The organism is Pantoea sp. GW821-FHT03E06, assembly GCF_059420725.1.
In genome coordinates this window covers 797943-824089 of sequence record NZ_JBWKUG010000001.1, presented here as the reverse complement: position 1 = coordinate 824089, position 26147 = coordinate 797943, and the positions used below count along the sequence as shown (strand labels likewise).

Sequence of the window (26147 nt, the reverse complement as noted above, 5' to 3'; positions counted from 1 at the left end):
CAGCATCCCGAATGATGATGATAGTCCTGCGCGCTCACCCACTCTTAGATGGAATATAAACGCTATGTACGACAACCTGAAAAGCTTAGGTATCAGCAACCCTGACGACATCGACCGTTACAGCCTGCGTCAGGAAGCTAACAACGACATTCTTAAAATCTACTTCCGCAAAGACAAAGGTGAATTCTTCGCGAAAAGCGTGAAATTCAAATATCCGCGTCAGCGCAAAACCGTCGTCGCCGATCACACCAGCCAGGGTTACAAAGAAGTGCAGGAAATCAGCCCGAACCTGCGTTATGTGATTGATGAGCTGGACCAGATTTGCCAGCGCGATCAGGTTGAAGTGGATCTGAAACGTAAAATTCTGGCGGATCTGCGTCATCTGGAAAGCGTCGTGTCAAATAAGATCGCGGAGATCGAATCTGACCTCGACCAGCTGACTCGCAACGGTCGTTGATTTTAGCGTGTTTGATAAGAGGCCAGCCGATGCTGGCCTTTTTTATGGCTGCTGAAAAGGCAGCGAAAGCAGCCAGGTATCGCGCTGCGCCTGCATCACCGCTCCCCTGCTCTTTTTATCTGTCGACCAGTGCGCCTGCGCGATCCACTGCTGATAACGGGGCTGCTGCAAACTGTTGTCGGCGATAGACAGTAATGGGATCAGCCGCTGGCTCACCCGATCGCGGTTTTTCCACGGCCAGGCTTTTTGCTCATCGCTATACGGCGCTATAGCATCCAGCGCATCCAGCAACGATCCGCTTTGCTGGCGGCTATGCCATAAATCACCCAGCCCCGCTTTGCTGGCCAACTGCGCCATTGCGGTCAGCGCCTGCAAATTAAAATAGCTGTAATGGAACGATCGCGTACGTGCCAGCTCGGCTGGCTGGCTACCATCAGCACGAATTTGCGTGGCCATTTTGCTGCGCGCCAGCCGCACCATCGCGGTTACCGTTGCACGATCGTCCAGATACCACGCGATCCCGGCCACCTGCGTGCTATACCAGCTGCCATGGTTATTTTCCGCCGCCGCTTCCTCAAGCGCCAGCGGGCTGTGCTGTAGCCAATGCAGATAATCAGTAAACCACTGCCGCATCGCCTTTTCATCTGCTGGCTGCCAGCCCGGCGCGGCGCGCAACAGCGTCAATGCATCCACCACACGCGTGGCAAAATAGCGCCCATCCAGTACGCCATCATGACGACCAGCGGACCGGCCTGGTATGCCTTGCGCAAAATTAAGATTGGGATTCATCCGGCTAGCGGGCTCGATAAACCAGCGGCGCATCATCGCCAGCGCTTTATCGGCATAGCGTCGCTCGCCGGAGAAGTACCAGGCCAGCGTCAACGCCTGGAAGTCAGCGGTAAAACGCGCCAGGCGCACGCCATCGCTTTGCGCGTTTTTACTGGCGGGATTGACTTCACCATCGCGGCGCTGCCAAGGCAGGCCATCCGCCTTGCTGGCGTCTGGCCACCAGTAGGCGCTTAAACTTAAATAATCCTGCTTTGAACCGCTGGGTGGCAGCATACCCTTATCGATAACGCTGGGATTAGGGTGCTTCAGCGCCTTATCCGCCTGCTGTTGCAGTTGCTGCCAGCTATCGAGCGTGGGCGGCGCAGCCTGGTGTTGTGCGAGCTGCTGCTTCACCCGCTGAAGATCGGATAAGGAGAGGAAAGCCGGATCGTTGGCAAAACTTAGTGCACTACAAACCCACAACAGCAGAACCCAGGCGTTCTTCATCAACTTTGCTCATCCAGTTGTAACGCCACGTACAGCAGCAAACGATCGTCAAAGTTGCCCAGATCGAGTCCGGTCAGTTCGGAGATACGATTGAGACGATACTCCAGCGTATTGCGGTGAATAAACAGCGCGCGCGCCGTCGCGCTGGGCTGTACATTATGACTGAACCATGCCACCAGCGTACGTCGCAGCAAGCCATTGTTATCCATGCTTTTTAGTTTAGCCAGCGGGCGTGCCAGTTCGTTGGCTTGCCAGCCGCCGCGCAAACTGTCGAGCAGTACCGGCAGCACCAGATCCTGATAAAAATAACTGCGCTGCTCCGGCATACGCTGCTTCCCCACCATCATGGTGGTACGCGCCGTGCGATACGAACGCGCAATACTGCCAGGGCCGGTGAAATAGTTACCGAGCGCAATACGCATGCGCACCTGGCCACTCTCTTTCATACGTTGCAGCAGTTGATCAACGCGACGTCGATGGTCGTCCTGATCGTAGCGACCATGCGCATTGAGCGCCGGTTTCAGCACCACCATTTCGGTGAGTGAGACAATGGCAATCAGATTGTCGCGCTCAGGCGTCGTCAGCAAGGTTTGCAGTTGCTGCAATTCTGACATGGCGCTATCCACGCCAAGCTGGCCGCTATCGACCTCAACCACCGCCACCACACGCGGCTGATTGAGATCGATGCCAAGCCGCTGTGCCCATTCACTCAGTGCCGGTGAAAGGGTTTCACTGCGCACCAGATTCAGGACCAGCTCTTCACGTAGTCGACTATCTTGCGCCAGCATATGCAGTAAGCGAGCCTGCTCGAGCATCATTTCAGCGGTCATGCACACCAATTCACCGTAGTGACGCAGCGTTGCTGGCTGCCCGGTTAAACCGATAACGCCAACGATTTCGCCATCAATCCGCAGCGGTAAATTAATACCGGGACGTACCCCGTGCAGGTGTTTTGCTACGGCTTCGTCGATGTCCACCACGCGTCCTTGTGACAGCACCAGCAGTGCCCCTTCGTGCAATTCGCCAATACGCTCACGATCGCCACTGCCGATAATACGACCACGCGCATCCATCACGTTGACGTTGCTATCAATAATTTGCATCGTGCGCGCAACAATATCCTGAGCCAGTCGCGCATCGAGATGATAGGTGGCCATCAATCACTCCGAAGATAAGGACGAACGGACAGAATACGCATCCGTAATCGCGCTGACATTGTGCAACTGCCCATAGCCGAAGGGAGAATGCCGAATATGCGGCGGCCGTCACATTCAGTACCGGGCATTTGCACAGGCATTAAAAAGGCGAGCCGAAGCTCGCCTCTCATTTACTGCCTGAAACTTACTGCATCAGCAGATACAGGCTACTATCACCACGCTGTACATTCAGTGCCAGTACGGAAGGTTTAGTGTCGAGAACTTTGCGCAGCTCGCCAAGATTGGCCACCGCTTGCTGGTTCACGCCTAAAATCACGTCACCTTTTTTCAGACCAATACGCGCCGCTGCACTTCCCGCCTTCACGTTATCAACGCGCACGCCTTTCTGGCCGTTGCTGTCGATGTTGCTGAGATCGGCACCTTCAATGCCGGTGTAAATGGTGGCGGACTGTACTTTGTCCTGCGAGCTCTGCTGCAGTTCAACCGTAACGCTCACAGGTTTCCCCTCACGCAGCAGGCCCAATTGCAACTTGGTGCCTACCGGCAGCGAACCAACTTCCGCACGCAGCGCGGCGAAGCTGGTCAATGCTTTGCCATTCATTGACACCACGACGTCGCCGGCTTTCACACCCGCTTTAGCGGCGGCTGAGTTTGGCAGCACCTGACTAACGAAGGCACCGCGCTGTGCGTCGACTTTCATCGCTTTCGCCAGTTCGGAATTCAGCTCGGTACCCATAATGCCCAGCTCGCCACGTTTCACCTGGCCATATTCCACCATCTGCGCCGTCAGGTTTTTCACCATTGAGCTTGGGATAGCAAAGCCGATGCCGATGTTGCCACCGTCCGGCGCCAGAATCGCGGTATTAATACCGATCAGTTCACCATTAAGGTTAACCAGTGCGCCACCGGAGTTGCCGCGGTTAATGGCCGCATCGGTCTGGATAAAGTTCTCATAATTCTCAACGTTCAGGCCGCTACGGCCCAGCGCTGAAACAATCCCCGACGTGACGGTTTCGCCGAGGCCGTAAGGGTTACCAATCGCGACGGTGTAATCTCCGACACGCAGATCGTCAGAATTGGCAATCTTAATCGCCGTAAGATTTTTGGCGTCCTGCAGCTGAATCAGTGCGATATCAGACTGCGGATCTTTGCCGATCACTTTGGCGTCGTAGCGACGACCATCGCTCAGCTGAACCTGAATTTTGGTGGCGTTATCCACAACGTGGTTGTTAGTCACCACATAGCCTTTGTCGGCGTTGATCACGACGCCAGAACCCAGCGCGCGGAATTGCTGTTTCTGCGCGTTAGCCCCGCCATCGGCGCCACCGTCACCCCCGCCGTTCTGGCACATGGGCGAACTCTGGAAAGGTGAGCCGTCCTGGCAGAAGGGTGAATTATCACCAAAGAATTGCTGGAACTGCTGCGGCATGCGCGGCGTTTTCACCGTGGTGCTGCCTTCAACGCTGATACTCACTACGGAAGGCATGACTTTTTCCAGCATCGGTGCCAGGCTTGGCAACTGTTGGCTCGAGGAAGACGCCGTCTCCGCCGCGAACGCACTCACAGGGCTCAATGCCATGCCAAGACTCAGCGCCAGCGCACTTAACATTAAGGTGCTTTTTTTCATTTTTCTCTGTCTCTCTAAGATTTAGGGCAGACCATTGCTGTGGCCGTGATGATGAGATTAAGTTTGTAGCGCGAAGTTCCTAATAAAGTTTTAGGGAAAGGTAAAAAATTGTTCTTCATCTTTACAAAACTCCGCTTATTCAACCGCCATTAAACGGCGATATTCATCCCATGCATAATTGTCCGTCATTCCACTAATGTAATCCTGAATCAGGCGTGCACGATAATAGCGTTCCCACAACAAACGCTCATATTTATGCTCAACAATTAATGCACGCATGTGCTGTTGATACGCTTTGCGATGTTTTCCAGAGAGCTTATGAAACAACCGCGTTTCAATAGGATGCTTTGCCAGAAAATCCTCGTTCATCAGGGTGGTGAATTGTTCATAATCCAGTAGCAGCAAAGATTGATATATCTCAAGCAATCCTTTAATTACGCGATAACCCTGTAATTCTAACTGCTCAACTTCCGGATGATTAAATACGTGCTGGCGCGCGACGGTCTTAAATAATTTAAGCAAACGCCCTTCTTCACCATCATCTTCCAGCAATGCGTGATTAAAATCCCCTTCATAAATCGCAGGAAGGTTATCGATAAAACGACGTACCGCATGGCTCACTAATACGTTTTGCACATTAACCCGTAGCGACATAAAGAATTGATCGCTAATGCTGCGACGCTTTTTCTGATTAGCTTCTTTCCAGGCATCACCAATGGTGCGGCTGAATACATCGCCATTTTTTACCGGCCCCCACGCCTCAATGAGATGCTTATACAATGTTTCAACATGGAAAATATCTTTTTCTACGGCGTCATCCAGGTCGGCAATACAATAAGAGATGTCATCAGCGGCTTCCATTATCCAGGTCAGCGGAAAACGGTGATGTTCTTTAATATTCGTCGCCTCACGCAGCTCAGCTACATATTCCCGCTCTGATAAGTAGAAACCCGGCTTTTTCATTAGAACGCTGAATGCCTCAGGTTTATCTCCCTGCCACCAGGCAGGCGCGGTGTATTTTAGAATACAGGCGACCTGTGCATAGCTAAGATTAAGCTGCAGCAGCGTATGCACCAGACGAATGGCTTGCGCATTGCCTTCAAAATGGCACAAATCCTGACGAATCATGGCATTTAATTGGTCAAACGCTGAGCGCTCGGCTTCATCGGCAACGCCCGCCACCAGCGGGTCGACGAGCTCGGCAGACAAATTATCGTCGAACCAGTCATTGATCGCTGCTTCACCAAAATGTCCAAATGGCGGATTGCCGACATCGTGCAGCAGACAAGCCATCTCAATCAGGCTTTCAAATGCCCCTTCAAACTCATCCAACCCATAATTGGCCAGCCCGCCGCCCTGCGTTTTCAGCGCTTGCAGAATCTCTTTGGTGATATAGCGTCCGGTTTGCTGCACTTCCAACGAGTGTGTCAGACGCGAACGTACCGCGGCATTCCTTTCAAGCGGGAAAACCTGGGTTTTCTGTTGCAGACGCCGAATCGCAGCGGAGTTAATAATGCGCCCGCGATCGCTTTCAAAGTGGCGCGTAATAAAGTATTCCCCTTCGGGATCTTTGCGGCTGGTATAAGGGCGGGTGAAACTGATCTTCTTCCTGAAATTGATCGTCGCCATAATTACCCCTTATTTTTTCGTGAATTCTTCCTCAATCAGCCATGTTAGACTATGCCTCACTTTTGCGGGCTACATCCATTAAATTAGCGAGATTGTTATGAAAGTAGGCATTATTGGAGCGATGGAGCAGGAAGTTACCCTGCTGCGTGACAAAATTGAAAACCGTCAGACGCTGACGCTGGCTGGCTGCGAAATTTACACCGGCACGCTGAACGGTGTTGAAGTGGCACTGCTGAAATCAGGCATTGGTAAAGTCGCTGCCGCGCTGGGTACCACCCTGCTGCTTGAACTGTGCAAGCCGAATGTCGTGATCAATACCGGTTCCGCAGGCGGATTAGCGCCGACGCTGAAAGTAGGCGATATCGTGGTTTCAGATGAAGTGCGCTACCACGATGCTGATGTTACCGCCTTCGGTTACGAGCCTGGCCAGATGGCCGGCTGTCCGGCAGCGTTCGTCGCGGATAGCAAACTGATTACCGCCGCTGAGCAAGTAATAAAGCAACTCGACCTCAACGCGGTGCGTGGCTTAGTGGTGAGTGGTGATGCGTTTATCAACGGGGCTGACCCACTGGCGCGCATTCGTACTACCTTCCCGCAGGCAATTGCCGTGGAAATGGAAGCGACTGCGATTGGCCACGTTTGCCATCAGTTCAAGGTACCATTTGTGGTAGTGCGAGCCATTTCTGACGTTGCCGATCAGGAGTCACACCTGAGCTTCGACGAGTTTCTCAGCGTTGCGGCGAAACAATCCTCCCTGATGGTAGAAAACCTGCTGGTTCAACTGGCGCGTGGCTAAATATGTGCTGCTGGGGCTATTGCTGCTGTGCAATAGCCTGCTTGCCGCTGCGCCGCGGGTTGTCACCCTTTCACCGCATCTTACCGAGTTGGCCTTCGCCGCTGGCATTACGCCGGTAGCGGTCAGCGCCTACTCTGATTATCCCGCCCAGGCCAACGGGCTGGAGCAGGTGGCGAACTGGCAAGGCATCAAGGTGGAGCGCATTCTGCAACTCAAGCCGGACGTGGTGCTGGCGTGGCGCGGTGGCAATCCACAGCGGCAAATCGAACAGCTGCAACGTTTCGGCATTAAAGTTGAGTGGATCGATCCGCAGACCATCGATCAAATGATTGATGCGCTGGCGGCGTTACAGCAGTGGAGTCCGCGGCCGCAGCAGGCCATTGATGCGGCGCAAGCGTTGCGGAAACAGGAAGCGGAATTACGACAGCAGTATCAGCAAAGCACGCCAGTTCCGCTGTTTCTGCAGTTTGGCCAGCAGCCGCTGTTTACGGCTTCACGTAATACTCTGCAAAATCAGGTCATTGAGCTGTGTGGTGGGAAGAATATTTTTGCCGATAGCAGCGTGAGCTGGCCGCAGGTGAGCCGTGAACAGGTGCTGATGCGCCATCCGCAGGTGATTGTGATGGGGGGAGACGCTGCACACGCCGTCAGCATTGCCAGATTCTGGCAGCCCCAGCTCAATGTGCCGGTGATCGCCATCAATGATGATTGGTTAAGTCGCCCCGGTCCACGTATGCTGCTGGCAGCAAAACAGCTGTGTACAGCTTTACATCCGACGAAAAAAAATACCGAAAAAGAGTAAAGATTCGGCAAAAATTGTCGAAAATCAGAATACAAGGCACTGCAGCCACGTATGCTCTGTGCCCCTTTAGCGCGTAGCGCAATTTTGTCTTCACCAGGAACTAACCATGACCAGAGCTCTGCTGCTGGCCATAGGGCTTATGATTGCTGCGCCACTGAGTGCAGCAACGTCCACCGGCTCTATTGCCGTCGCGTTGACGCTATTCTCGCGTTGCGACATCTCGCGCCAGAATGAACACACGCTGCCGACTATTGATTGTGGTCGTCACTTTAGCGCGCAGCCGCGTATCACCGAACGCGTATTAAAACGCGACGCCAAGCGCCGTGAATCGGCACGCTTAGTCACTATTGAGTGGTAAAGATCTGGCTACCGGGACGGCAGCCAGAAGCAGCATTAGATGCTGAAGGAAGAACCGCAGCCGCAGGTGGTTTTGGCGTTAGGGTTAGTGACGATAAAACGTGAACCTTCCAGGCCTTCGGTGTAATCCACCGAGCCGCCAACCAGATATTGCAGGCTCATCGGGTCAACCACCAGCGCCACACCTTGTTTCTCGATGGTCATGTCGCCGTCGTTCATTTGATCGTCAAAGGTGAAGCCGTACTGGAAACCGCTGCAACCGCCGCCGGTGATGTAAACGCGCAATTTCAGCTCAGGATTCTCTTCATCAGCAATCAGGTTTTTTACTTTTTTAGCTGCTGCATCAGTGAATTGCAAAGGCAGCGCTGCTACGTCGTCACTCATCTTTTACTCCGGGTAAACGTCCAGGTCAGAAAACGACCTTAATTTCGCTATTATCTGCCAGCCGTCCAGTGCAATCAAGTCTCAAGCTTGGCACTGTGTGCCGCAGCATGCGCATGAAAGTATATACCCTAAACTTTAGCGCAAGCCGTTCTTCCCGTAGAATGGCGCCAGATTTTTTCCCGAACAGCAGGAGCAGAACCATGAGTAAGTCAGAAAACCTGTATGCCGCAGCGCAACGCCTGATCCCCGGCGGTGTGAACTCCCCGGTACGTGCCTTTACCGGTGTGGGCGGTGTGCCGCTGTTCATCGAACGCGCTGACGGTGCCTATCTTTATGATGCCGACGGCAAAGGCTATATCGATTATGTCGGTTCCTGGGGCCCGATGGTGCTGGGGCATAACAACGCCAACATCCGCAATGCGGTGATTGAAGCAGCCGCGCGCGGTTTGAGCTTCGGCGCACCGACCGAGATTGAAGTCAAAATGGCCGAGCTGGTGTGCGAACTGGTGCCAAGCATGGACATGGTACGTATGGTGAACTCCGGCACCGAAGCCACCATGAGCGCCATTCGCCTGGCGCGCGGCTTCACCCATCGCGACAAAATCATCAAATTCGAAGGCTGCTACCACGGTCACGCCGATTGCCTGCTGGTGAAAGCCGGTTCTGGCGCGCTGACCCTTGGCCAGCCAAACTCGCCGGGTGTACCGGCCGATTTCGCCAAACACACGCTGACCTGCACCTATAACGATCTCAGCACCGTACGTGTCGCGTTCGAGCAATATCCTGAGGATATCGCCTGTATCATCGTGGAACCGGTGGCAGGCAACATGAACTGCATTCCACCGCAGCCAGACTTCCTGCCGGGCCTGCGTGCGTTATGCGACGAATTTGGTGCGCTGCTGATCATTGACGAAGTGATGACCGGCTTCCGCGTGGCATTGGGCGGTGCTCAGGCTTATTACGACGTCACGCCCGATCTCACCTGCCTGGGCAAAATCATCGGCGGCGGTATGCCAGTAGGCGCGTTTGGCGGTCGTCGTGATGTCATGGATGCGCTGGCACCCACCGGTCCGGTTTATCAGGCCGGTACATTGTCCGGTAACCCGATTGCGATGGCGGCGGGCTTTGCCTGCCTGACGCAGATTGCACAACCGGGCACGCACAGCACGCTGACCGATCTGACCACGCAGTTAGCAGAAGGTCTGCTGGCAGCGGCGAAAGCCGAAAACATCCCGCTGGTGATCAACCACGTTGGCGGCATGTTTGGTATTTTCTTCACCGATGCGCAAGAAGTGACGTGCTATCAAGACGTAACGCAGTGCGACGTTGAGCGCTTTAAGCGCTTCTTCCACCTGATGCTGGAAGAAGGCGTCTACCTCGCACCATCAGCGTTCGAAGCGGGCTTTATGTCGCTGGCGCACAGTAAGGAAGATATTCAGCGCACCATCGATGCGGCGCGCCGCAGCTTCGCGCAGCTGTAAATGACAAGGGCGCCACATGGCGCCCTTCTGCTATGCCCTTCTCAGCAGCCAGATAAAATACGGCGCGCCGAAGAAGGTGGCCATCAGCCCTGCTGGAATCTGATCCGGGAACGCCAGCATCCTGCCGCACCAGTCGGCGAAGATCATCAATCCGCCGCCCAGTAAACCTGCCATCAGCACCTGCGGTAACGCGCGGCGGAAGCCGAGCATTCTTACAATGTGAGGTGCCATCAGGCCGACAAAACTCAGCGGCCCAATGGTTAAGGTTGCTGTGGCGGTTAGCGCTGCCGCCAGCAGCAGCAAACAGAGCCGTGATGTGGTCAGCGCCATGCCTGCCGAACGCGCAGTGGCGCTGCCAAGTGGTAGCAATGTCAGCCAGCGGCTCGCCAGCGGCGCCAGGGCAATCAGCACTATGCCAACCACTGCACTTTGAACGGCCTGCTGCATATTGATGTTGTAGGTCGAGCCAGAAATCCAGCTCAGTAAGCCGCCCATGCGCGGATCGCCACTCGCCAACAGCACCATCAATAACGTCACGAAGGCGCTGTTGAGCGCCATACCCGCCAGCAACATGCGTTCTGGCGAGAACCCGCCGCGACTCGCCACCAGCATAATCACCAGCAGCGTCAGGGCCGCACCGAGCGCGCCGGCGGGCAGCAGCCATGCCACGGCATCGCCCGGAACGAAGAACATCATCACCACGACGCCGCATGCGGCCCCCGAGCTGATGCCCAGCACTTCCGGGCTTGCCATGGGGTTACCGGTCAGCCGCTGAATCAGCGCTCCCGCTACACCAAGCATCATCCCGACCACCAGCGCGGCCAGTACGCGCGGAACGCGCCACGGCAGCAGCTGTTGCAGCATATCGCCGCTCACCCAGCTAAAGCCTTGCGCGTCACGCCCAAAAGTGATGCCAATCCAGCTCAACAGCGCCAGAATCAGTAAGCCAGTCAGGCACCAGCGCAACACGTTCTGCCGCTCGGCAGGCACATTGTCACCCTGATTGAGCGCAGGTGGCACCGAGCCCGTGCGCAGTCGCGGTAGCAGCCACAGCAGAATTGGCACGCCAATCAGCGCAGTCGCCGTGCCGGTAGAGACTTCACGCCAGTGGCCGGTCAGCCACAGCACGGCTTGATCCGCCAGCCACAGTAGCAGCGCACCAATCAGCGGGGCCAGCAGCATGCGGCTAAATAAGCGACGTCCGCCGAGCATCTTCGCCAGCAGCGGCGCAAACAGGCCGATAAAGCCGATAATACCCGCCACATTGACCAGCTGCGCGCTAAGCAAAATTGCCAGCGCTAATGCGGCAATTCGCGCCGCCGATAGCGCCAGACCGAGGTTTTTCGCTACACCATCGTCCAGCCCCATTAGCGTCAGCGGACGCAGCAGCGCCAGCGCCACCACAAACGCCAGCAGCAGACGCGGCCATAGCTGCGCCACGTTGTGCCCATCAAGCTGATTGAGCGCACCGGTACTCCACAGGAACATGTTCTGCAGCTGATCGTGATTGAAGATAGCGAAGATCTGGTTCACCGAACCGGCATACAGACTCAGCACCAAACCGGCAAGAATCAGCGTCACCGGCGAAAGACGTTTGCCCCAGGCAACCCCAAAGACCAAAACCCCGACCATCACCGCGCCACCCATCGCTGCAAACTGCTGTGTCAGCTCGCCACCCGGCAGCTGCCACAGCGTTGCCACGGTAATACCAAGCTGCGCACCGGACGATACGCCGAGCGTAGTGGGTTCTGCCAACGGATTGCGCAGTACCTGCTGGAACAGCAAGCCGGCCAATCCCAAGCCCGCACCGACCAGCAGCGCCAGCGCCAAACGCGACAACATGCTGTGATGAAAGACCACTTGCTGGATGTTGTTAATATCGGGCGCAAAAAATCCCTGCGGCCACTGTTCGATCGGCAATGCGTTACGTAAGTTAATAAACGTTAGCGCCAGCGCCAGCAGACATAGCGTACTCAGCAGCGCGACGGGAAAAAGACGATTGCGCATCATTGCGACTCCAGCGCGTGTTCCAGCACGCTAACAAATTTCAGCGCCGAATAGGTCGCACCGTAATACCACACCGCCGGAACGCGCTGGAAACGTCCGCCGCGCACAAACGGCAGCGCCTGCCACAACGCGGTTTTCATGACTTGCTGCATATCGCGCTCGTTGTCGTGATCGAAGCAAATCACCTGTACATCACCGACCTCCGCCAACCGCTCCAGCCCGACGACCGCGCTGCCCCAAAAGTTGGTTTCGCCCTGCCAGGCATTCCGCAACCCGAGGATCTCCATCACTTCGAGAAACAGGCTGTTTTTACCGAAGGTGATGGCATGGCGACTATCCATTAGCGACATCAAGAGCACCGGGCGATTGGCCCACGGCTTAAGGCGATCACGCGCTGCCGCCAGCTGCGCATCCACATACTGTAGATGCGCAGCTGCCTGCGCTTCTCGCCCAATCCTTGCTCCCAGCGCATGTAACGAGTGGCGCGCGGTGGTTAACGGTTTGCCATCGCCGCTATTGAGGTCAAAACCCATGGTTGGCGCAATGCGCTGCAACTTATCCAGCGCCGGGCCGTAACCATTGGAGTGCAGAATCAGTGAAGGTTCGAGCTGGGTCATTAGCTCAAGATTAGGTTCGGTGCGTAACCCCAAGTCAATCACGCGGGATGGCAGTGGTGGATCGCCCACCCACACGTTGTAGTTGTGCATATCAGCCACGCCGAGTGGCACCACGCCGAGCGCCATCAGCAGCTCCACCGGCAGCCACTCCAGCGCCAGAATGCGTTGTGCATCCGGCAATGCCGCTCGCAGCGATAGCGCGGACATGAAGGGTGAGAGCGCCAGCGCCGTCAGTAGGCGGCGGCGAGAGATGTCTAACATAGTGCGCCTCAGTACACGAAACTGACGGGCGCGCCGCCCTGCGGATGAGGCAAAATCCCCATTGGAATACCGTAGATGTTGCCCAGCACATCAGCCTGCATGATCACTTCGGGGCCGCCTGCGGCAATCACTTCACCGCCACGCAGCGCCACTAAACGATCGCAATAGCGTGCCGCCATGTTGAGATCGTGCAGTACCGCAATCACCGTTAGCCCGCGCTCGCGGCTGAGTCGTTGGATCAGCGCCAGCACATCAACCTGATGGGCGATATCCAGCGCTGACGTGGGTTCATCCAGCAGCAGACAGCGGCTGTTTTGCGCCACCAGCATCGCCAGCCACGCGCGCTGCCGCTCACCGCCGGAAAGGCTATCCACCAGACGTCCGGCAAAGGGTTTTAATCCCACCAGCGTAATCGCTTCGTCCACCCGATCGCGATCTTCCTGACCATAACGCCCCAGCGCGCCGTGCCACGGATAGCGACCAATCGCCACCAGTTCACGCACCGTCATCCCCTCTGCCGCTGGCAGCTGCTGCGGCAGATACGCGACCTGGCGCGCAAAATCTTTACTGCCCCAGTTTTCCACCGCATCTTCATTCAGCAGTACACGCCCTTCACTCGCCGCATGGTGACGGCCGAGCATTTTCAGCAGCGTAGATTTGCCGGAGCCGTTGTGACCGATCAGCGCCGTGACTTTGCCGGGCGCAAAGGTGAGAGACAGCGGATGAAGGAGCGTGCGGCCAGGCACCCGAAAACTAACGTTATCGAGCCTGAAAGTGGTTTCTGCGTGATGCGGATGCTGCATGATAATCCCTGGTTAATGGGCATTGTAAGGTCGCCATTAATGGCGACCAGAAACTCAGGTGCGCATAAATGCGCACCCTACAAACGCGTTAGAAGCGGAAAGTCGCGGTTCCGACAATCTGCCGCTCAGCGCCCCAATAGCAGGCGTATTCGCGGTAGCAACTGGCAACGTATTCACGATCGAACAGGTTATTCACGTTCACGCCAATCGAAGAGCCCGGCAGGCCGAAACGGGCAAGATCGTATTTCAGCGCGGCATCAACGGTGGTGTAACCGGCTACGTCAAAGTTTTGGTTAACGTTAGCCGCGTCATTGGGGCTGTAGATACCTTTACTTTCACCGACATAACGCACGCCTGCGCCCACCGTTACGCCTGAAAGCGCCGTTTCATGGAAGGTGTAATCGGTCCACAGCGATGCCATATGCTTCGGCACCTGATTTGGCGTTTTGCCCTTCAGGTTGGTGTCTTCGGTATACTCCGCATCGGTGTAGGTATAAGACGCCGTCATGTTGATGTTGGCATTCAGAGCCGCTTTAGCTTCCAGCTCAACGCCGCGTGAGCGAATTTCACCACTCTGAATACTGGCAAACGGGTGGTTAACCGTATCCGGATCGGCCGTCAGATTCTTGGTCTTCGTCAGTTGATAAACCGCAGCCGTGAGGACAACAGGACGATCTTTTGGTACGTATTTCACGCCCGCTTCATACTGTTTAGCGCGGGAAGGATCAAATGCCTGGCCATCCCAGGTTGAACCCGAGTTCGGAATGAAGGCTTCGCTATAGCTGAAGTATGGCGCGATCCCATTATCGAACACGTAGTTCAGGCCACCGCGCCAGGTGAAGGCCTGATCGTTCTGGCGATCAACCTTATCCGTCACGCGATCGTAAACCGAGTTCATGGCGTAATCGTAGCGTCCGCCCAGGGTTAACACCCAACGGTTCCATTCCATCTGATCCTGCGCGTACAAGCCGGTTTGGCGCTGCTTGTTAAGATGCTGATACGGATCATCAAACGGCGTTACGCTATCGTCGCCATATTGTGGATTGACTGCACTCAGCGGTGATGCGGTACCAAACTGCGCATCAATGTCGTTGCGGGTTCGCTGGAAATCAACACCCAGCAGCAGTGTATGATCAACCTGGCCCGTCGCAAATTTGGCTTGCGCCTGGTTATCCACCGCAAACTGATTCAGCTTTTCATTGGAAACGGCAGAGCCGCGAATGATCTCTAAAGTGGCCGGATTAAAGTTGCTGCCATAAATACTGCGATAATCGGTACGCAGATCGGCATAGCGCAGATTCTGCCGCACCGTCCAGGTATCGTTGAAGCTGTGCTCAAAGTTGTAGCCCACCATCTTGGTGTTACGCGAGATCTTGTTGCTGTCTTCGCCTTCATCAAAGTTGGTCGGCAATTTGTATTCGCTGCCATCAGGACGTTTAATGCCTACAACGGTTCCCTGACGCGGCAGCCAACCGTAATAGCCGGTTTCCGGTTCGTTCTGGAAATAGGTCAGCAGATCGAAACGGGTATTTTCATCTGGACGCCAGCTGAATGATGGCGCAATGGTATAGCGCTTCTCTTTGTTCATATCTTGCTGGGCGTCAGCGCTATGCGCCAGACCGGTGAGGCGATAACTGTACACGCCGTCATCATCAATCGAGCCGCCGAAGTCGAAACCGGTGGAGAAGAGGTTGTCAGTGCCCATTTGGAACTGCACTTCACGCAGCGTCTCCTGCGTTGGACGTTTGCTCACCAGCGATACAACGCCGCCTGGATTGCTCTTGCCATACAGCACCGAAACCGGACCGCGCAGCAGTTCGGCGCGTTCCAGGAAATAGGGATCGATCGCAAACTCTGAGTAGTTATCACCCTGCAGTTTCAGGCCATCAAGATATTGGTTGGTATTCGTTTCGCTGAAACCACGAATCGACAGGGCATCAATGACATTGGAACTGCCGCGGTTGCCGGTCAACACGCCAGGCGTATAGTTGAAAGCCCCTTTCACGCTGGTGACGTTTTTCATCGCCATCTCTTCCTGCGTGACCACAGAGATCGACTGCGGGGTCTTCTCAATCGGAGTATCGGTTTTAGTACCGGTAGCGCTACGCTTGGCGGCGATGGTAGGTGACGGTCCCCACGCGCTCTCCTGCGCAACGGCACTGCCGCCATCCGCGCTGACAACGACAGTATCTTCTGCCAGCGCCTGCGCGCTGAGCGTGCCCAGAGTCAATGAAATAAGCCAGGCCAGCGGTCGACGGGGTGAACTCGGGCGTAAAAAACAAGGATTAGTGCTTCGCGTATTCATAAGTGAGATCTCTCGAAAAAAGTCGATGCAGGCGAATACAAACGAGAATGATTATTATGACGCACGGATAATAGGCGAAATACGCCAATATTCGCAACTTGTAATGGCTTATTGCGCGGGGTTAGCGACCAGATCGCGCATATCCATGATCGCGATTAACAAAGTTGCAGGCATGAAAAAAGGGCGCCGTAGCGCCCTCTGTTTTCTCAGCATGCTATTTGCTGCCGAACATATCCTTAATCCAGCCAGCCACGCCGTCTGAATCTTTCTGCTCGTTTTGCGGCTGCTGTTGCTGCTGCTGTTGTTCTTGCTGCTGCAACTGCTGCTGCTGTTGCTGCACCTGCTCTTGCTGCTGCTGACACAGCGCATTCGGATCCAGCGACCACACCGGCAGAGAACGCCATGTGCTGCTGCCGCTACCACAGATAAAGTTACCGGCAGAATCGACGTTCATCTGCGTGATATCTTCCGGTGGCGTCAGCACCAGCGGCATCGGCGCCTGATTATCGAGATAGCGGCGATAGAGTTGCATCGCCCCGCTCGCACCGTACAGCTTCGATGTCTGGTTGTTGTCGCGGCCTACCCAGGTAATCGCCACCTCTTTGCCATCAACACCGGCGAACCAGCTGTCGATCAGGTCATTGGTGGTACCGGTTTTGCCGGCCAGATGGGCATTCGGGTAACGCGCACCCAGCGCACGCGCGGTACCATGATCTGCCACCTGCTGCATGGTGTAGAGCGTGAGATAAGCGGCCTGCGCCGGCTCCACGCGCTGCGCCTGCGGGTAGCTCTGATACAGCACGGTACCATCTTCAGCAATCACCGAGCGCACAGCCGAAAGCTCCGCGCGGTTCCCTCCACTGGCAATCGACTGGAACGCCTGCGCCACTTCAATCGGCGTCAGGTTCAATGCCCCCAGCAGCATGGACGGCACCGGATGCAGCTGATCTTTCGGCACGCCCAGCTTGGTCCAGGTATCCACGACCGCATCCAGACCCAACGTCATACCAAGGTTAACCGTCGGTACGTTCATCGAGTTGGTTAATGCATCCACCAGCATCACTTTGCCGCTGAAGCGACGATCGTCATTCATCGGTTTCCAGATGGTGCCGTTCGGCTGTTTCAGCGCAATCGGCTCATCAGCGATCCAACTGTTAAGGCGATAGCTGTTCGGCTGGCTCAGTGCGGTTAAATAGGTAGCCGGTTTCGCCAGCGAACCAATTGAACGACGCGCCTGCAGCGCACGGTTATAACCGGCAAACTGCGGATCGGCACCGCCTACCATGGCGCGCACTTCACCGCTAAAGCGGTCAACCACCACCATCGCGGTTTCCAGATCCTTCAGGCCACGCTGTTTTTTCAGCGTTGGAATCCCTTCCACCACCGCTTTCTCGGCGGCATCCTGTGAAATCGCATCCAGCGTGGTGAAAATTTTCACGCCAGAGAGATCTTTCATTTTGTCGCCGAGCTTAGCCTGCAGCTCATTCCGCACCATCTGCATAAATGCCGGCTGCGGCGTGATGACACCGCCTTTCGGCTGCACGCCAAGCGGACGCGCCGACAGCATGTCGTAAAGCTCCTGATCGATGACGTTCTGCTGCTGCAGCAGACGCAACACCAGATTACGTCGCTCCAGTGCCAGTTTCGGATTACGCCACGGGTTATACAGCGACGCGCCTTTCACCATGCCGACCAGCATCGCCTGCTGATCGAGGCTCAGCTCATCCACCGGACGACCAAAGTAGTACAAACTCGCCAGCGGGAAGCCGCGGATCTGATCGTTACCGGTCTGGCCGAGATACACCTCGTTGAGGTAGAGCTCGAGGATGCGATCTTTGCTGTAGCGCGCATCCATGATCACCGCCATGTAGGCTTCACGCGCTTTACGCCACAGCGAACGCTCGTTGGTGAGGAACAGGTTTTTCACCAGCTGCTGCGTCAGCGTACTGCCGCCCTGCACCGCTTTACCGGCAGTCAGGTTGGCGAGGAACGCGCGACCAATCGAGTACGGGCTAATGCCATCGTGCTCGTAGAAGTGGCGGTCTTCGGTGGCGATCAACGTGCTGACCAACAGGTCCGGGAAACCGGCGCGCGGCACGAAGAGACGTTGTTCACCGTTTGGCGACTGCAGCATGGTGATCAGACGCGGATCGAGGCGGAAAAAGCCAAAATCGCGGCCGGTGTCGAGGTTTTTAATCTCGCTCAGCTCATTTTTGCTAAACGTCAGACGGGCGTTAATCTGCCCTTCTTTGCTGTCCGGGAAATCAAACGGACGACGCAGCAGATCAATGGTGTTGCCCTTAACGCTGAACTCACCCGGACGCGTGATGCGCGACACTTCGCGATACTGCGTGCCTTCCAGCAGCGCAATCATCTCTTTTTTGTCGTAGGACATGCCCGGTTCAAGGCTCACCATGCGACCATAAACGGCCGCGGGCAGTTGCCACACTTTGCCGTCGATGCGACTGCGAATTTCCGAGTCGAGATAGACGCCCCAGGCGGCCATCACCACAACAAACACCAGGAAGAGTTTAATCAACCAGCCTAACCAACGACGTTTGCCGCGTGGCGGTCGTTTTCCTTTACCTTTACCTTTTGGTGGCACTGGTCCACTCTCCTCATCTTCTTCGTCAAAATCGTCCTGATCGATATCATCATCCAGCTCCCTGCGGCGACCCCGACGCGCAGTGCTGCGCGGTGGCTTTGGCGTTTTTCCTTTACGCCCAATAGGTTCGCGATCGTTCCCAGACATGCTTTTATTCTCCAGGCATTGCTACGGCGGCGGCCGTTACTCTAACTGCTTTCTCGTGCTGCGCATGGCAGAACCCTCTGAATTCGATCCAAAGCGCTTCACGATGAAAATTTCTTGGTCCGCCTTGTGGGTAAGGCGTTGGCCGGATCGTCCGGCCACGGATGCTTCGGATAGCGCCCTTTCATCTCTTTCTGCACGTCCAGATAGGCACCGCGCCAGAAGGCTGCCAGATCGCGGGTGATCTGTAGCGGACGGTGTGCAGGTGAGAGCAGCTCCAACACCAGCGGTATGCGGCCATCCGCCACCGCCGGATTCTGCGCTTCGCCAAACATCTCCTGCATCCGCACCGCCAGCGCAGGTGGCTTCTCAGCATCGTAGCGGATCGGCAGGCGGCTTCCGGTCGGCACAGTGTAATGAGTTGGCAGCACACTATCCAGCCGCTGGCGTTGTGACCATGTCAGCAAATGTAATAATGCGCTGACAAGGTTGATGCCCTGCAATCCCTTCAAATCGCGCACCGTGCTCATCTCTGGTAATAACCAGCTTTCCAGCGTATCGAGCAAACTGTCATCGTCCAGCTGCGGCCATGCCTCTTCCGGCAGCCACTGTGCTGCACACTGCACCCGCAAGCGTAGCTGTTCGGACTCCGGTTGCCAGCCCAGTACCGCTAAGCCTTTTTCACGGATCCAGCGCAGCATCGCCGGATGCAATATTTCGGCTTCCGGACGCGCCTGCGGCTGCGCTTTTAGCACCAGCGCACCGATGAGTTCGCGTTTCCAGGCGCGTAACGTGCCTTTCTCCTCATCCCACTCCACGTCGGTGCGTTGCTCAATCAGCGTTGGGCACTCGCGGCTTAGCGCGTCGATGTTCACCGGCAGCGCCAGCAGCATGCGCGCATCCGCCGCGCTCGCGCCCTGCAACAGCACCGGCGCGATCAGCCATTCATAGCGACTCAACCCATCCTGCTCGTTGAGCATTGCGCCAATGCCGTTCGCCAGCTGATAGCGCGCGCTGTCGCCACGGCGCTGCGCCAGACGATCGGCAAAACCAGCAGCCAGCAGTTGCGGAAACAGATCGGGATTGATGTTGCCGCCGCTGGCGTTAAGGCGTTTTTGCCACTGACGCGCACGGCGTTGCCAATGCGATTGCGGATGGTTGAGCGCATCGCGCAGATCGACGCTGCCGCTGCGCGGGGGATCTTCCAGAATCGCCACCAGCAGCGCGGCGCTGGCAATGGCGTTGTTGTCTTGCCCGGCAGCAACCAGAATGGCACTCAGACGCGGATCGCTACCCAGCGCAGCCATTTTGCGACCGCGCGCGTTGAGCTGGTGATTTTTCAGCGCGCCTAAGCGGGTTAATTGTTCGCACGCTGCGCGCAAATTACGCGGCGGTGGTGCGTCGAGCCAGCTGAGCTGCGCCGCCTCCTGGCAGCCCCATTGCAGCAAGTCGATCTGCAGCGACGTCAGATCGCTGTTAAGGATCTCCGGTTCGCTCTGCGCCGCGGCACGCAGTGCCTGTTCCTGCGGCAGTAAATGCAGGCAGATTCCGGGTTCAAGACGCCCGGCGCGACCGGCGCGCTGCGTCATCGACGCCTGGCTAATGCGCTGCGTTTGCAGCCGCGTTACGCCGCTGCGCGCATCAAACTGCGCCGAGCGTTCCAGCGCGCTGTCGACCACCAGGCGAATGCCCTCGATGGTCAAACTGGTTTCCGCGATGTTGGTCGCCAGCACCACTTTACGACGCCCCGCCGGTGACGGTAAAATTGCCCGCCGCTGGGCATCCAGCGATAACACGCCATATAAAGGTGCCAGATCCACCTCTTCACTGACGCGCGCTTCCAGCTCGCGCTTCACCCGCTCAATCTCTGCCACGCCGGGTAAGAACAGCAGCAGCGAACCGGCTTCTTCGCGCAGTAGCTGCGCCACTTCGCGCGCTACCGCTTCTTCAAAACGTTGCTGGCTATTAAGCGAGGCATAACGGCGTGTGACCGGGAAGCTGCGGCCTTCCGACACAATAAAGGGCGCGTCCGGCAGCAGCTGACGCAAACGCTGGTTATCGAGCGTCGCTGACATTAGCAAGATCTTCAGATCGTCGCGCAGTCCCTGCTGCACATCGAGCAGCAGCGCCAGCGCTAAATCCGCTTGCAAACTGCGCTCGTGGAATTCGTCGAGGATCACCAGCGACACGCCTTCCAGCATCGGATCGTGCTGCAGCATGCGCGTCAGAATGCCTTCCGTTACCACTTCCAGTCGGGTAGTGGCGCCGCAACAGCTTTCGCCGCGCATGCGATAGCCGACAGTCCCGCCTGGCTGCTCGTCGAGCAGCTCTGCCAGACGCTGTGCCACGTTGCGTGCAGCTAACCGACGCGGTTCCAGCATGATGATGCGGCCCGGTAATTGACCGTGTTGCAGCAGCTGTAACGGCAGCCAGGTGGATTTACCTGCGCCCGTTGGCGCCGCCAGCAGCACCTGTGGCGACTGCGCCAGCGCGGCCAGCAATTCGGGCAGCACCTCGCTTACCGGTAACTCACTCAAACTCAACTCCCAAAATGCCTGTGCTAAGATGGCGCGCATTGTAGCACTCTACGACGCGGATTACCGGAGGCCAACCTGGCAACGCAACGTCTGTTTTTTGCCCTTGAACTGCCCGCTCCGCTTCAGCAACAGCTGGTGCAGTGGCGTGCAGATAACTTTGCTGCGGAGGCGGGTAAACCGGTGGCGGCGGCCAATTTGCATCTGACGCTGGCGTTTCTTGGCGAGGTGAGCGATGAGACATCGCGCAAGCTGCAGCGGTTAGCCTCGCGCATCGTGCAACCGGGCTTTGCGCTGGATCTGGATGATGCCGGCCACTGGCCGCGTCCCGGCGTGGTGTGGCTAGGTTGCCAGCGTGCGCCGCGCGGTTTATTGCAACTTGCCAGCCTGCTACGCGCACAGGCCGCACGTCATGGTTGTGCGCAGAGTCCACAGCCTTTTCATCCACACGTCACGCTGCTGCGTCACGCCGCGCATCAGGTTACGCTGCCGCCGCGCGGCTTTCACTGGCGCGCTGATATCCGCCATTTCACCTTGTTTGCATCGAACGTTGCTGGCGGGCGCACGCGCTATCAGGCGCTAGCCCGCTGGCCGCTGCCCTCATCGACAGGAGTATAAATGCAGTTCGATCCGCCGCTCAGACCCGCCCGCTTAATCGCCCGCTACAAACGTTTTTTAGCCGATGTGATAACGCCAGAAGGCGAAACGCTGACCATTCACTGCGCTAACACCGGCGCGATGACCGGCTGCGCCACGCCGGGTGATACCGTGTGGTACTCAACCTCCACCAGCGCCACGCGCAAATATCCGCACAGCTGGGAGCTCACCGAGACCCAACAAGGCCACTGGATCTGCGTGAATACCCTGCGCGCTAACCAATTGGTGCGTGAGGCGCTGACTCTCAATACGATTCCGGAATTATCCGCTTACAGCCATTGCCAGCCTGAAGTGAAATACGGCACGGAAAAAAGCCGAATTGACTTCCTGCTGCAAGCGGAGGGCCGATCGAACTGCTATATTGAAGTCAAGTCCGTCACCCTTTTACATCTAGGTAAAGGCTACTTTCCGGATGCTGTGACGACTCGGGGCCAGAAACATCTGCGCGAACTTAGCACTATCGTGGCAGAAGGCCATCGGGCCGTTTTGTTGTTCGCTGTTTTGCATACGGGGATTGAGGACGTTTCCCCGGCACGCCATATCGACGTGCAATACGCAGAACTACTGGAACAGGCGCAACGCTGTGGTGTGGAAGTGTTAGCGTACCGTGCTCAGATATCACCTTTACAGATATTACTTACGCATCCAATTAACGTAGCGTTGTAATATTTATAGCAATTTGCTGTGATAGGAATGTTCTGGGCGAGGCGCTGAATACGCGATTCTTCAGAGGCTTGTCAAGTAGTGGTCAGGATTAATTGCCAACCTTGATTGCTTCTGCTATTTATAGCGGCCTGTTTTTTTCCCTTTAAGGGAATCGATAGTGCGTGTTATCCAGGAGAAACAACATGCAAGAAGGGCAAAACCGTAAAACATCGTCCCTGAGTATCCTCGCCATTGCTGGAGTGGAGCCGTATCAGGTGAAACCGGGCGAAGAGTATATGAACGACGCCCAGCTAGGTCACTTCCGTAAGATTCTGGAAGCCTGGCGCAACCAACTTCGGGATGAAGTAGATCGCACTGTGTCACATATGCAGGACGAAGCTGCCAACTTCCCGGATCCGGTCGACCGTGCCGCACAGGAAGAAGAGTTCAGCCTGGAATTGCGTAACCGCGATCGTGAGCGCAAACTCATTAAAAAGATTGAGAAAACGCTCAAGAAAGTGGATGACGACGATTTCGGTTACTGTGATTCCTGCGGTGTAGAAATTGGTATTCGCCGCCTTGAAGCGCGTCCGACTGCCGATCTCTGCATTGACTGCAAAACGCTGGCAGAAATCCGCGAGAAGCAGATGGCAGGCTAATGGCCGTGAGCAGACTGTTACCGCACAGCCGGGAAAATGCTGGTTTTCCCGCCGTGCGGTACACTTCTTTATGAACACTTCAACCTCTCCCTGCATCGGGCGCTTCGCTCCCTCTCCTTCTGGTGACCTGCATTTTGGTTCGCTCATCGCCGCATTAGGCAGTTACCTGAGCGCGCGCGCGCAACAGGGACGCTGGCTGGTTCGTATTGAAGATATTGATCCCCCCCGTGAAGTTCCCGGTGCGGCAACGCGTATTTTGCAGCAGCTGGAACATTATGGTTTGCATTGGGATGGCGACGTTCTATGGCAGTCACAGCGTCATGAAGCCTATCGTGACGCACTCAGCTGGCTCCAAACCCATCGTCAAAGTTACTTTTGCAGCTGCCCGCGCAGCCGTATTCAGCTGCTCGGCGGCAGTTATGACGGCCATTGCCGCGATTTGCAGCTGCCGCGGGAGAATGCCGCACTGCGCCTGCGCCAGCATGCGCCGGTGTATGGCTTTGACGATTGCCTGCGCGGGCATTTACAGGCGGAAGAACGGTTAGCAGAGGAAGATTTTATTATTCATCGCCGTGATGGGCTGTTTGCTTATAACCTGGCGGTGGTGGTTGACGACCATTTTCAGGGCGTGAACGAGATTGTACGCGGCGCGGATTTAATTGAACCCACCGTACGGCAAATTGCGCTCTATCAGCAGTTCGGCTGGCCGGTGCCGGCGTACCTGCATTTGCCGCTGGCAATCAATCAGGATGGCAATAAGCTTTCCAAACAGAATCATGCGCCCGCGCTGCCCACTGGTGATGCGCGACCGCTTTTAGTCCAGGCATTGCGCTTCCTGGGCCAGCCGGTAGGTGAAGGTTGGCAGGATGAATCGCTGGAAAGCCTGCTGAAACAGGCTGTCGCACAGTGGAATATCCGCCTGATTCCGTTGCAGAACGCCATGAAGCCCGATGAAATGACATCGCCATTCCTAAATGGTTCTCAACAGGCTATGATTAGCCGCTGATTTTATTAACACCCTTTTATCACTGTCGAGGTGTCCCATTTTTACCCGAGTCGCTAATTTTTGCCGGAGAGTCCTCAAGCGTGATGAGGAGGCGCCTGAAGAGGTGGAAGCTGAGAGTCTGATGACCGTCATTCCACGAGAAAGCCACAACATCTCACGCAAAGATATCAGCGAAAACGCCCTCAAAGTGCTCTATCGTCTGAATAAAGCCGGATACGAAGCCTACCTGGTTGGCGGCGGCGTGCGCGATTTGCTGCTGGGCACCAAGCCGAAAGACTTTGATATCACCACCAACGCCACGCCTGAGCAGATGCGTAAGCTGTTCCGCAACTGCCGCCTGGTGGGACGTCGTTTCCGTCTGGCGCACGTGATGTTCGGTCCGGAAGTGATCGAAGTGGCGACGTTCCGTGGTCATCATCAGGAAGAGAGTGAAGAAGATCGCAATAGTTCGCAGCGCGGCCAGAACGGCATGCTGTTGCGCGACAACATTTTCGGCAGCATAGAAGACGATGCTCAGCGCCGCGATCTCACCATCAACAGCCTCTATTACAGCGTGGCGGATTTCACCGTCCGTGATTATGTTGGTGGCCTGCACGATTTGCAGGAAGGCATCATTCGACTGATTGGCGATCCGGAAACCCGCTACCGCGAAGATCCGGTGCGCATGCTGCGCGTGGTGCGCTTCGCCGCCAAGCTCGAGATGCGCATCGCGGCAGAAACCGCCGAGCCGATTCCACGTCTGGCTACCCTGCTCAACGATATTCCTCCGGCGCGTCTTTTTGAAGAGTCGCTGAAGCTGCTGCAGGCCGGTTACGGCTACCGCACCTATCAAATGATGCGTGAATATCAGCTTTTCCAGCCGCTGTTCCCAACGCTAACGCGCGGCTTCACCGCTGAAAGCGATAGCCTGATGGAACGCATGCTGGCGCAGGTGCTGAAAAACACCGATACCCGTATTCAGAATGATATGCGCGTGAATCCGGCGTTCCTGTTCGGTGCAATGTTCTGGTATCCACAGCTGGAATCCGCCGAGCGTATAGCGCAGGAAAGCGGCCTGACCTATTACGATGCCTTCGCACTGTCGATGAACGAAACGCTGGATGAAGCCTGCCGTGCTCTGGCGATTCCGAAGCGTATTACCACGCTGATTCGCGATATCTGGCAGCTGCAACTGCGTATGTCACGCCGTCACGGCAAGCGTGCGTGGAAGCTGATGGAGCATCCTAAGTTCCGCGCGGCCTACGATTTGCTGGCGCTGCGTGCCGAGGTGGAAAACAATCCAGAGCTGCAAAAGCTGACGCATTGGTGGGGTGAGTTCCAGGCGGCCGCGCCGGTTCAGCAAAAAACCATGATGACCACGCTGGGCGACGATCCGGCACCACGCCGTAAACCGCGTCGTCCGCGTCGCCGTCCAACCGGGCCACGTCGCGATACCAATAGCGCGCAATGACCCGCGTTTACCTCGCTTTAGGCAGTAATCTGGCCGATCCGCTGCATCAGGTTGATGCAGCGCTGGCCGCGCTCGATGCCATCCCACACACCTCGCGCATCAAAACCTCTTCGCTGTATCGCACACCGCCCTACGGCCCGCCGGATCAGCCCGATTACCTTAATGCGGTGGTTGAACTGGAAACCGCGCTGGACGCCGAAGCCCTGCTCGATCACACCCAACGCATTGAGCTGAAACACGGGCGCGTGCGCAAAGCCGAACGCTGGGGACCGCGCACGCTGGACCTCGACATCATGCTGTTTGGCGACGCCACGATAACTACGCCACGTCTTACCGTGCCGCACTACGACATGCACAACCGCGCTTTTATGCTGGTGCCGCTGCTGGAAATTGCCCCGCAGCTGTCGCTGCCGAATGGACAAGCATTGTCCGCCATTCTTGCCACGCTCGATCGCAGCGCTATCCGTTTGTGGTCTGAGTAACCCGTAG

At 56.3% G+C, this 26147-nt stretch carries 22 protein-coding genes; 11 read left to right on the top strand and 11 right to left on the bottom strand.

Features of this window, described 5'->3' with window-relative positions; translation table 11 throughout:
* Window positions 1-64 precede the first annotated feature (64 nt).
* On the top strand, window positions 65-457 hold the full coding sequence (locus AC07WB_RS03705) for a DUF3461 family protein (RefSeq protein WP_097094878.1): 393 nt from the start codon (window positions 65-67) through the stop codon (window positions 455-457).
* 42 nt (window positions 458-499) lie between these two features.
* Here AC07WB_RS03705 and AC07WB_RS03700 read toward each other — a convergent pair whose 3' ends face one another.
* The 4 genes from AC07WB_RS03700 to dgt form a co-directional block, all read right to left on the bottom strand.
* Window positions 500-1732: an alginate lyase family protein gene (locus tag AC07WB_RS03700; protein WP_494940056.1), complete on the bottom strand. Its 1233-nt coding sequence runs from the start codon at window positions 1730-1732 to the stop codon at window positions 500-502.
* Window positions 1732-2889, bottom strand: coding sequence for a CdaR family transcriptional regulator (locus AC07WB_RS03695; RefSeq protein ID WP_097094880.1), 1158 nt, complete (start codon window positions 2887-2889; stop codon window positions 1732-1734). The genes AC07WB_RS03700 and AC07WB_RS03695 overlap by 1 nt, the downstream gene beginning before the upstream one ends.
* Window positions 2890-3073: 184 nt before the next feature.
* A complete protein-coding gene (degP, locus tag AC07WB_RS03690) occupies window positions 3074-4516 on the bottom strand; it encodes a serine endoprotease DegP (protein ID WP_097094881.1) in 1443 nt (480 codons plus the stop codon).
* A 135-nt stretch (window positions 4517-4651) separates the two neighbouring features.
* On the bottom strand, window positions 4652-6145 hold the full coding sequence (gene dgt, locus AC07WB_RS03685; RefSeq protein ID WP_345827241.1) for a dGTPase: 1494 nt from the start codon (window positions 6143-6145) through the stop codon (window positions 4652-4654).
* Between the two features lie 97 nt (window positions 6146-6242).
* Between dgt and mtnN the strand changes: the two genes are divergently transcribed.
* The 3 genes from mtnN to AC07WB_RS03670 all read left to right on the top strand — a co-directional run bounded on the left by mtnN (window position 6243) and on the right by AC07WB_RS03670 (window position 8101).
* Entirely contained in the window at window positions 6243-6941 is a 699-nt protein-coding gene (mtnN, locus tag AC07WB_RS03680; RefSeq protein ID WP_494940055.1) for a 5'-methylthioadenosine/S-adenosylhomocysteine nucleosidase, read from the top strand.
* Window positions 6934-7743, top strand: coding sequence for a vitamin B12 ABC transporter substrate-binding protein BtuF (gene btuF / locus AC07WB_RS03675; protein WP_494940054.1), 810 nt, complete (start codon window positions 6934-6936; stop codon window positions 7741-7743). Before mtnN ends, btuF begins: the two co-directional genes overlap by 8 nt.
* A gap of 106 nt (window positions 7744-7849) precedes the next feature.
* On the top strand, window positions 7850-8101 hold the full coding sequence (locus tag AC07WB_RS03670; protein ID WP_345827244.1) for a hypothetical protein: 252 nt from the start codon (window positions 7850-7852) through the stop codon (window positions 8099-8101).
* A gap of 35 nt (window positions 8102-8136) precedes the next feature.
* Here the strand turns inward: AC07WB_RS03670 and erpA are convergent, their stop codons facing one another.
* Window positions 8137-8484: an iron-sulfur cluster insertion protein ErpA gene (gene erpA, locus AC07WB_RS03665; protein WP_013507930.1), complete on the bottom strand. Its 348-nt coding sequence runs from the start codon at window positions 8482-8484 to the stop codon at window positions 8137-8139.
* Between the two features lie 200 nt (window positions 8485-8684).
* Between erpA and hemL the strand changes: the two genes are divergently transcribed.
* The gene (gene hemL, locus AC07WB_RS03660) at window positions 8685-9965 is read left to right on the top strand and encodes a glutamate-1-semialdehyde 2,1-aminomutase (protein WP_494940053.1); all 1281 of its coding nucleotides are present in this window, start codon (window positions 8685-8687) and stop codon (window positions 9963-9965) included.
* Window positions 9966-9995: 30 nt separating this feature from the next.
* On the opposite strand, the gene fhuB is transcribed toward hemL, so the two are convergent.
* The 6 genes from fhuB to hrpB form a co-directional block, all read right to left on the bottom strand.
* A complete protein-coding gene (gene fhuB, locus AC07WB_RS03655; protein ID WP_494941051.1) occupies window positions 9996-11972 on the bottom strand; it encodes a Fe(3+)-hydroxamate ABC transporter permease FhuB in 1977 nt (658 codons plus the stop codon).
* Complete coding sequence (fhuD, locus tag AC07WB_RS03650; protein WP_494940052.1) at window positions 11972-12850, bottom strand: Fe(3+)-hydroxamate ABC transporter substrate-binding protein FhuD; 879 nt, start codon at window positions 12848-12850, stop codon at window positions 11972-11974. The genes fhuB and fhuD overlap by 1 nt, the downstream gene beginning before the upstream one ends.
* Before the next feature lie 8 nt (window positions 12851-12858).
* Window positions 12859-13653, bottom strand: a complete 795-nt coding sequence (gene fhuC / locus AC07WB_RS03645) for a Fe3+-hydroxamate ABC transporter ATP-binding protein FhuC (RefSeq protein WP_097094888.1) — start codon at window positions 13651-13653, stop codon at window positions 12859-12861.
* 88 nt (window positions 13654-13741) lie between these two features.
* Entirely contained in the window at window positions 13742-15958 is a 2217-nt protein-coding gene (fhuA, locus tag AC07WB_RS03640) for a ferrichrome porin FhuA (protein WP_345827248.1), read from the bottom strand.
* Between the two features lie 214 nt (window positions 15959-16172).
* A complete protein-coding gene (mrcB, locus tag AC07WB_RS03635) occupies window positions 16173-18710 on the bottom strand; it encodes a bifunctional glycosyl transferase/transpeptidase (protein WP_400457972.1) in 2538 nt (845 codons plus the stop codon).
* Window positions 18711-18808: 98 nt separating this feature from the next.
* Window positions 18809-21283 carry an ATP-dependent helicase HrpB gene (hrpB, locus tag AC07WB_RS03630; RefSeq protein ID WP_494940051.1) on the bottom strand — a complete coding sequence of 825 codons (2475 nt, stop codon included), beginning with the start codon at window positions 21281-21283 and terminating at the stop codon, window positions 18809-18811.
* Between the two features lie 36 nt (window positions 21284-21319).
* On the opposite strand from hrpB, the gene thpR reads away from it, so the two are divergent.
* The 6 genes from thpR (at window position 21320) to folK (ending at window position 26140) form a co-directional block, all read left to right on the top strand.
* Entirely contained in the window at window positions 21320-21859 is a 540-nt protein-coding gene (thpR, locus tag AC07WB_RS03625) for an RNA 2',3'-cyclic phosphodiesterase (RefSeq protein WP_494941050.1), read from the top strand.
* On the top strand, window positions 21860-22564 hold the full coding sequence (gene sfsA, locus AC07WB_RS03620; protein ID WP_097094893.1) for a DNA/RNA nuclease SfsA: 705 nt from the start codon (window positions 21860-21862) through the stop codon (window positions 22562-22564).
* 182 nt (window positions 22565-22746) lie between these two features.
* Window positions 22747-23202 (top strand): RNA polymerase-binding protein DksA, encoded by a 456-nt coding sequence (gene dksA / locus AC07WB_RS03615; RefSeq protein ID WP_007888770.1) that lies wholly within the window; start codon window positions 22747-22749, stop codon window positions 23200-23202.
* Between the two features lie 70 nt (window positions 23203-23272).
* Complete coding sequence (gluQRS, locus tag AC07WB_RS03610) at window positions 23273-24208, top strand: tRNA glutamyl-Q(34) synthetase GluQRS (RefSeq protein ID WP_097094894.1); 936 nt, start codon at window positions 23273-23275, stop codon at window positions 24206-24208.
* Between the two features lie 37 nt (window positions 24209-24245).
* Complete coding sequence (pcnB, locus tag AC07WB_RS03605) at window positions 24246-25658, top strand: polynucleotide adenylyltransferase PcnB (protein ID WP_320204508.1); 1413 nt, start codon at window positions 24246-24248, stop codon at window positions 25656-25658.
* The gene (gene folK / locus AC07WB_RS03600; RefSeq protein WP_097094896.1) at window positions 25655-26140 is read left to right on the top strand and encodes a 2-amino-4-hydroxy-6-hydroxymethyldihydropteridine diphosphokinase; all 486 of its coding nucleotides are present in this window, start codon (window positions 25655-25657) and stop codon (window positions 26138-26140) included. The genes pcnB and folK overlap by 4 nt, the downstream gene beginning before the upstream one ends.
* Window positions 26141-26147 lie beyond the last annotated feature (7 nt).

What these genes read in the sequence shown, in the direction of transcription:
- AC07WB_RS03705 (WP_097094878.1), top strand. Translation starts at nt 65, where the DNA reads ATGTACGACAACCTGAAAAGCTTAGGTATCAGCAACCCTGACGACATC.
- AC07WB_RS03700 (WP_494940056.1), bottom strand. Translation starts at nt 1,732, where the DNA reads ATGAAGAACGCCTGGGTTCTGCTGTTGTGGGTTTGTAGTGCACTAAGT.
- AC07WB_RS03695 (WP_097094880.1), bottom strand. Translation starts at nt 2,889, where the DNA reads ATGGCCACCTATCATCTCGATGCGCGACTGGCTCAGGATATTGTTGCG.
- degP (WP_097094881.1), bottom strand. Translation starts at nt 4,516, where the DNA reads ATGAAAAAAAGCACCTTAATGTTAAGTGCGCTGGCGCTGAGTCTTGGC.
- dgt (WP_345827241.1), bottom strand. Translation starts at nt 6,145, where the DNA reads ATGGCGACGATCAATTTCAGGAAGAAGATCAGTTTCACCCGCCCTTAT.
- mtnN (WP_494940055.1), top strand. Translation starts at nt 6,243, where the DNA reads ATGAAAGTAGGCATTATTGGAGCGATGGAGCAGGAAGTTACCCTGCTG.
- AC07WB_RS03670 (WP_345827244.1), top strand. Translation starts at nt 7,850, where the DNA reads ATGACCAGAGCTCTGCTGCTGGCCATAGGGCTTATGATTGCTGCGCCA.
- erpA (WP_013507930.1), bottom strand. Translation starts at nt 8,484, where the DNA reads ATGAGTGACGACGTAGCAGCGCTGCCTTTGCAATTCACTGATGCAGCA.
- hemL (WP_494940053.1), top strand. Translation starts at nt 8,685, where the DNA reads ATGAGTAAGTCAGAAAACCTGTATGCCGCAGCGCAACGCCTGATCCCC.
- fhuB (WP_494941051.1), bottom strand. Translation starts at nt 11,972, where the DNA reads ATGCGCAATCGTCTTTTTCCCGTCGCGCTGCTGAGTACGCTATGTCTG.
- fhuD (WP_494940052.1), bottom strand. Translation starts at nt 12,850, where the DNA reads ATGTTAGACATCTCTCGCCGCCGCCTACTGACGGCGCTGGCGCTCTCA.
- fhuC (WP_097094888.1), bottom strand. Translation starts at nt 13,653, where the DNA reads ATGCAGCATCCGCATCACGCAGAAACCACTTTCAGGCTCGATAACGTT.
- fhuA (WP_345827248.1), bottom strand. Translation starts at nt 15,958, where the DNA reads ATGAATACGCGAAGCACTAATCCTTGTTTTTTACGCCCGAGTTCACCC.
- mrcB (WP_400457972.1), bottom strand. Translation starts at nt 18,710, where the DNA reads ATGTCTGGGAACGATCGCGAACCTATTGGGCGTAAAGGAAAAACGCCA.
- hrpB (WP_494940051.1), bottom strand. Translation starts at nt 21,283, where the DNA reads ATGCGCGCCATCTTAGCACAGGCATTTTGGGAGTTGAGTTTGAGTGAG.
- sfsA (WP_097094893.1), top strand. Translation starts at nt 21,860, where the DNA reads ATGCAGTTCGATCCGCCGCTCAGACCCGCCCGCTTAATCGCCCGCTAC.
- dksA (WP_007888770.1), top strand. Translation starts at nt 22,747, where the DNA reads ATGCAAGAAGGGCAAAACCGTAAAACATCGTCCCTGAGTATCCTCGCC.
- gluQRS (WP_097094894.1), top strand. Translation starts at nt 23,273, where the DNA reads ATGAACACTTCAACCTCTCCCTGCATCGGGCGCTTCGCTCCCTCTCCT.
- folK (WP_097094896.1), top strand. Translation starts at nt 25,655, where the DNA reads ATGACCCGCGTTTACCTCGCTTTAGGCAGTAATCTGGCCGATCCGCTG.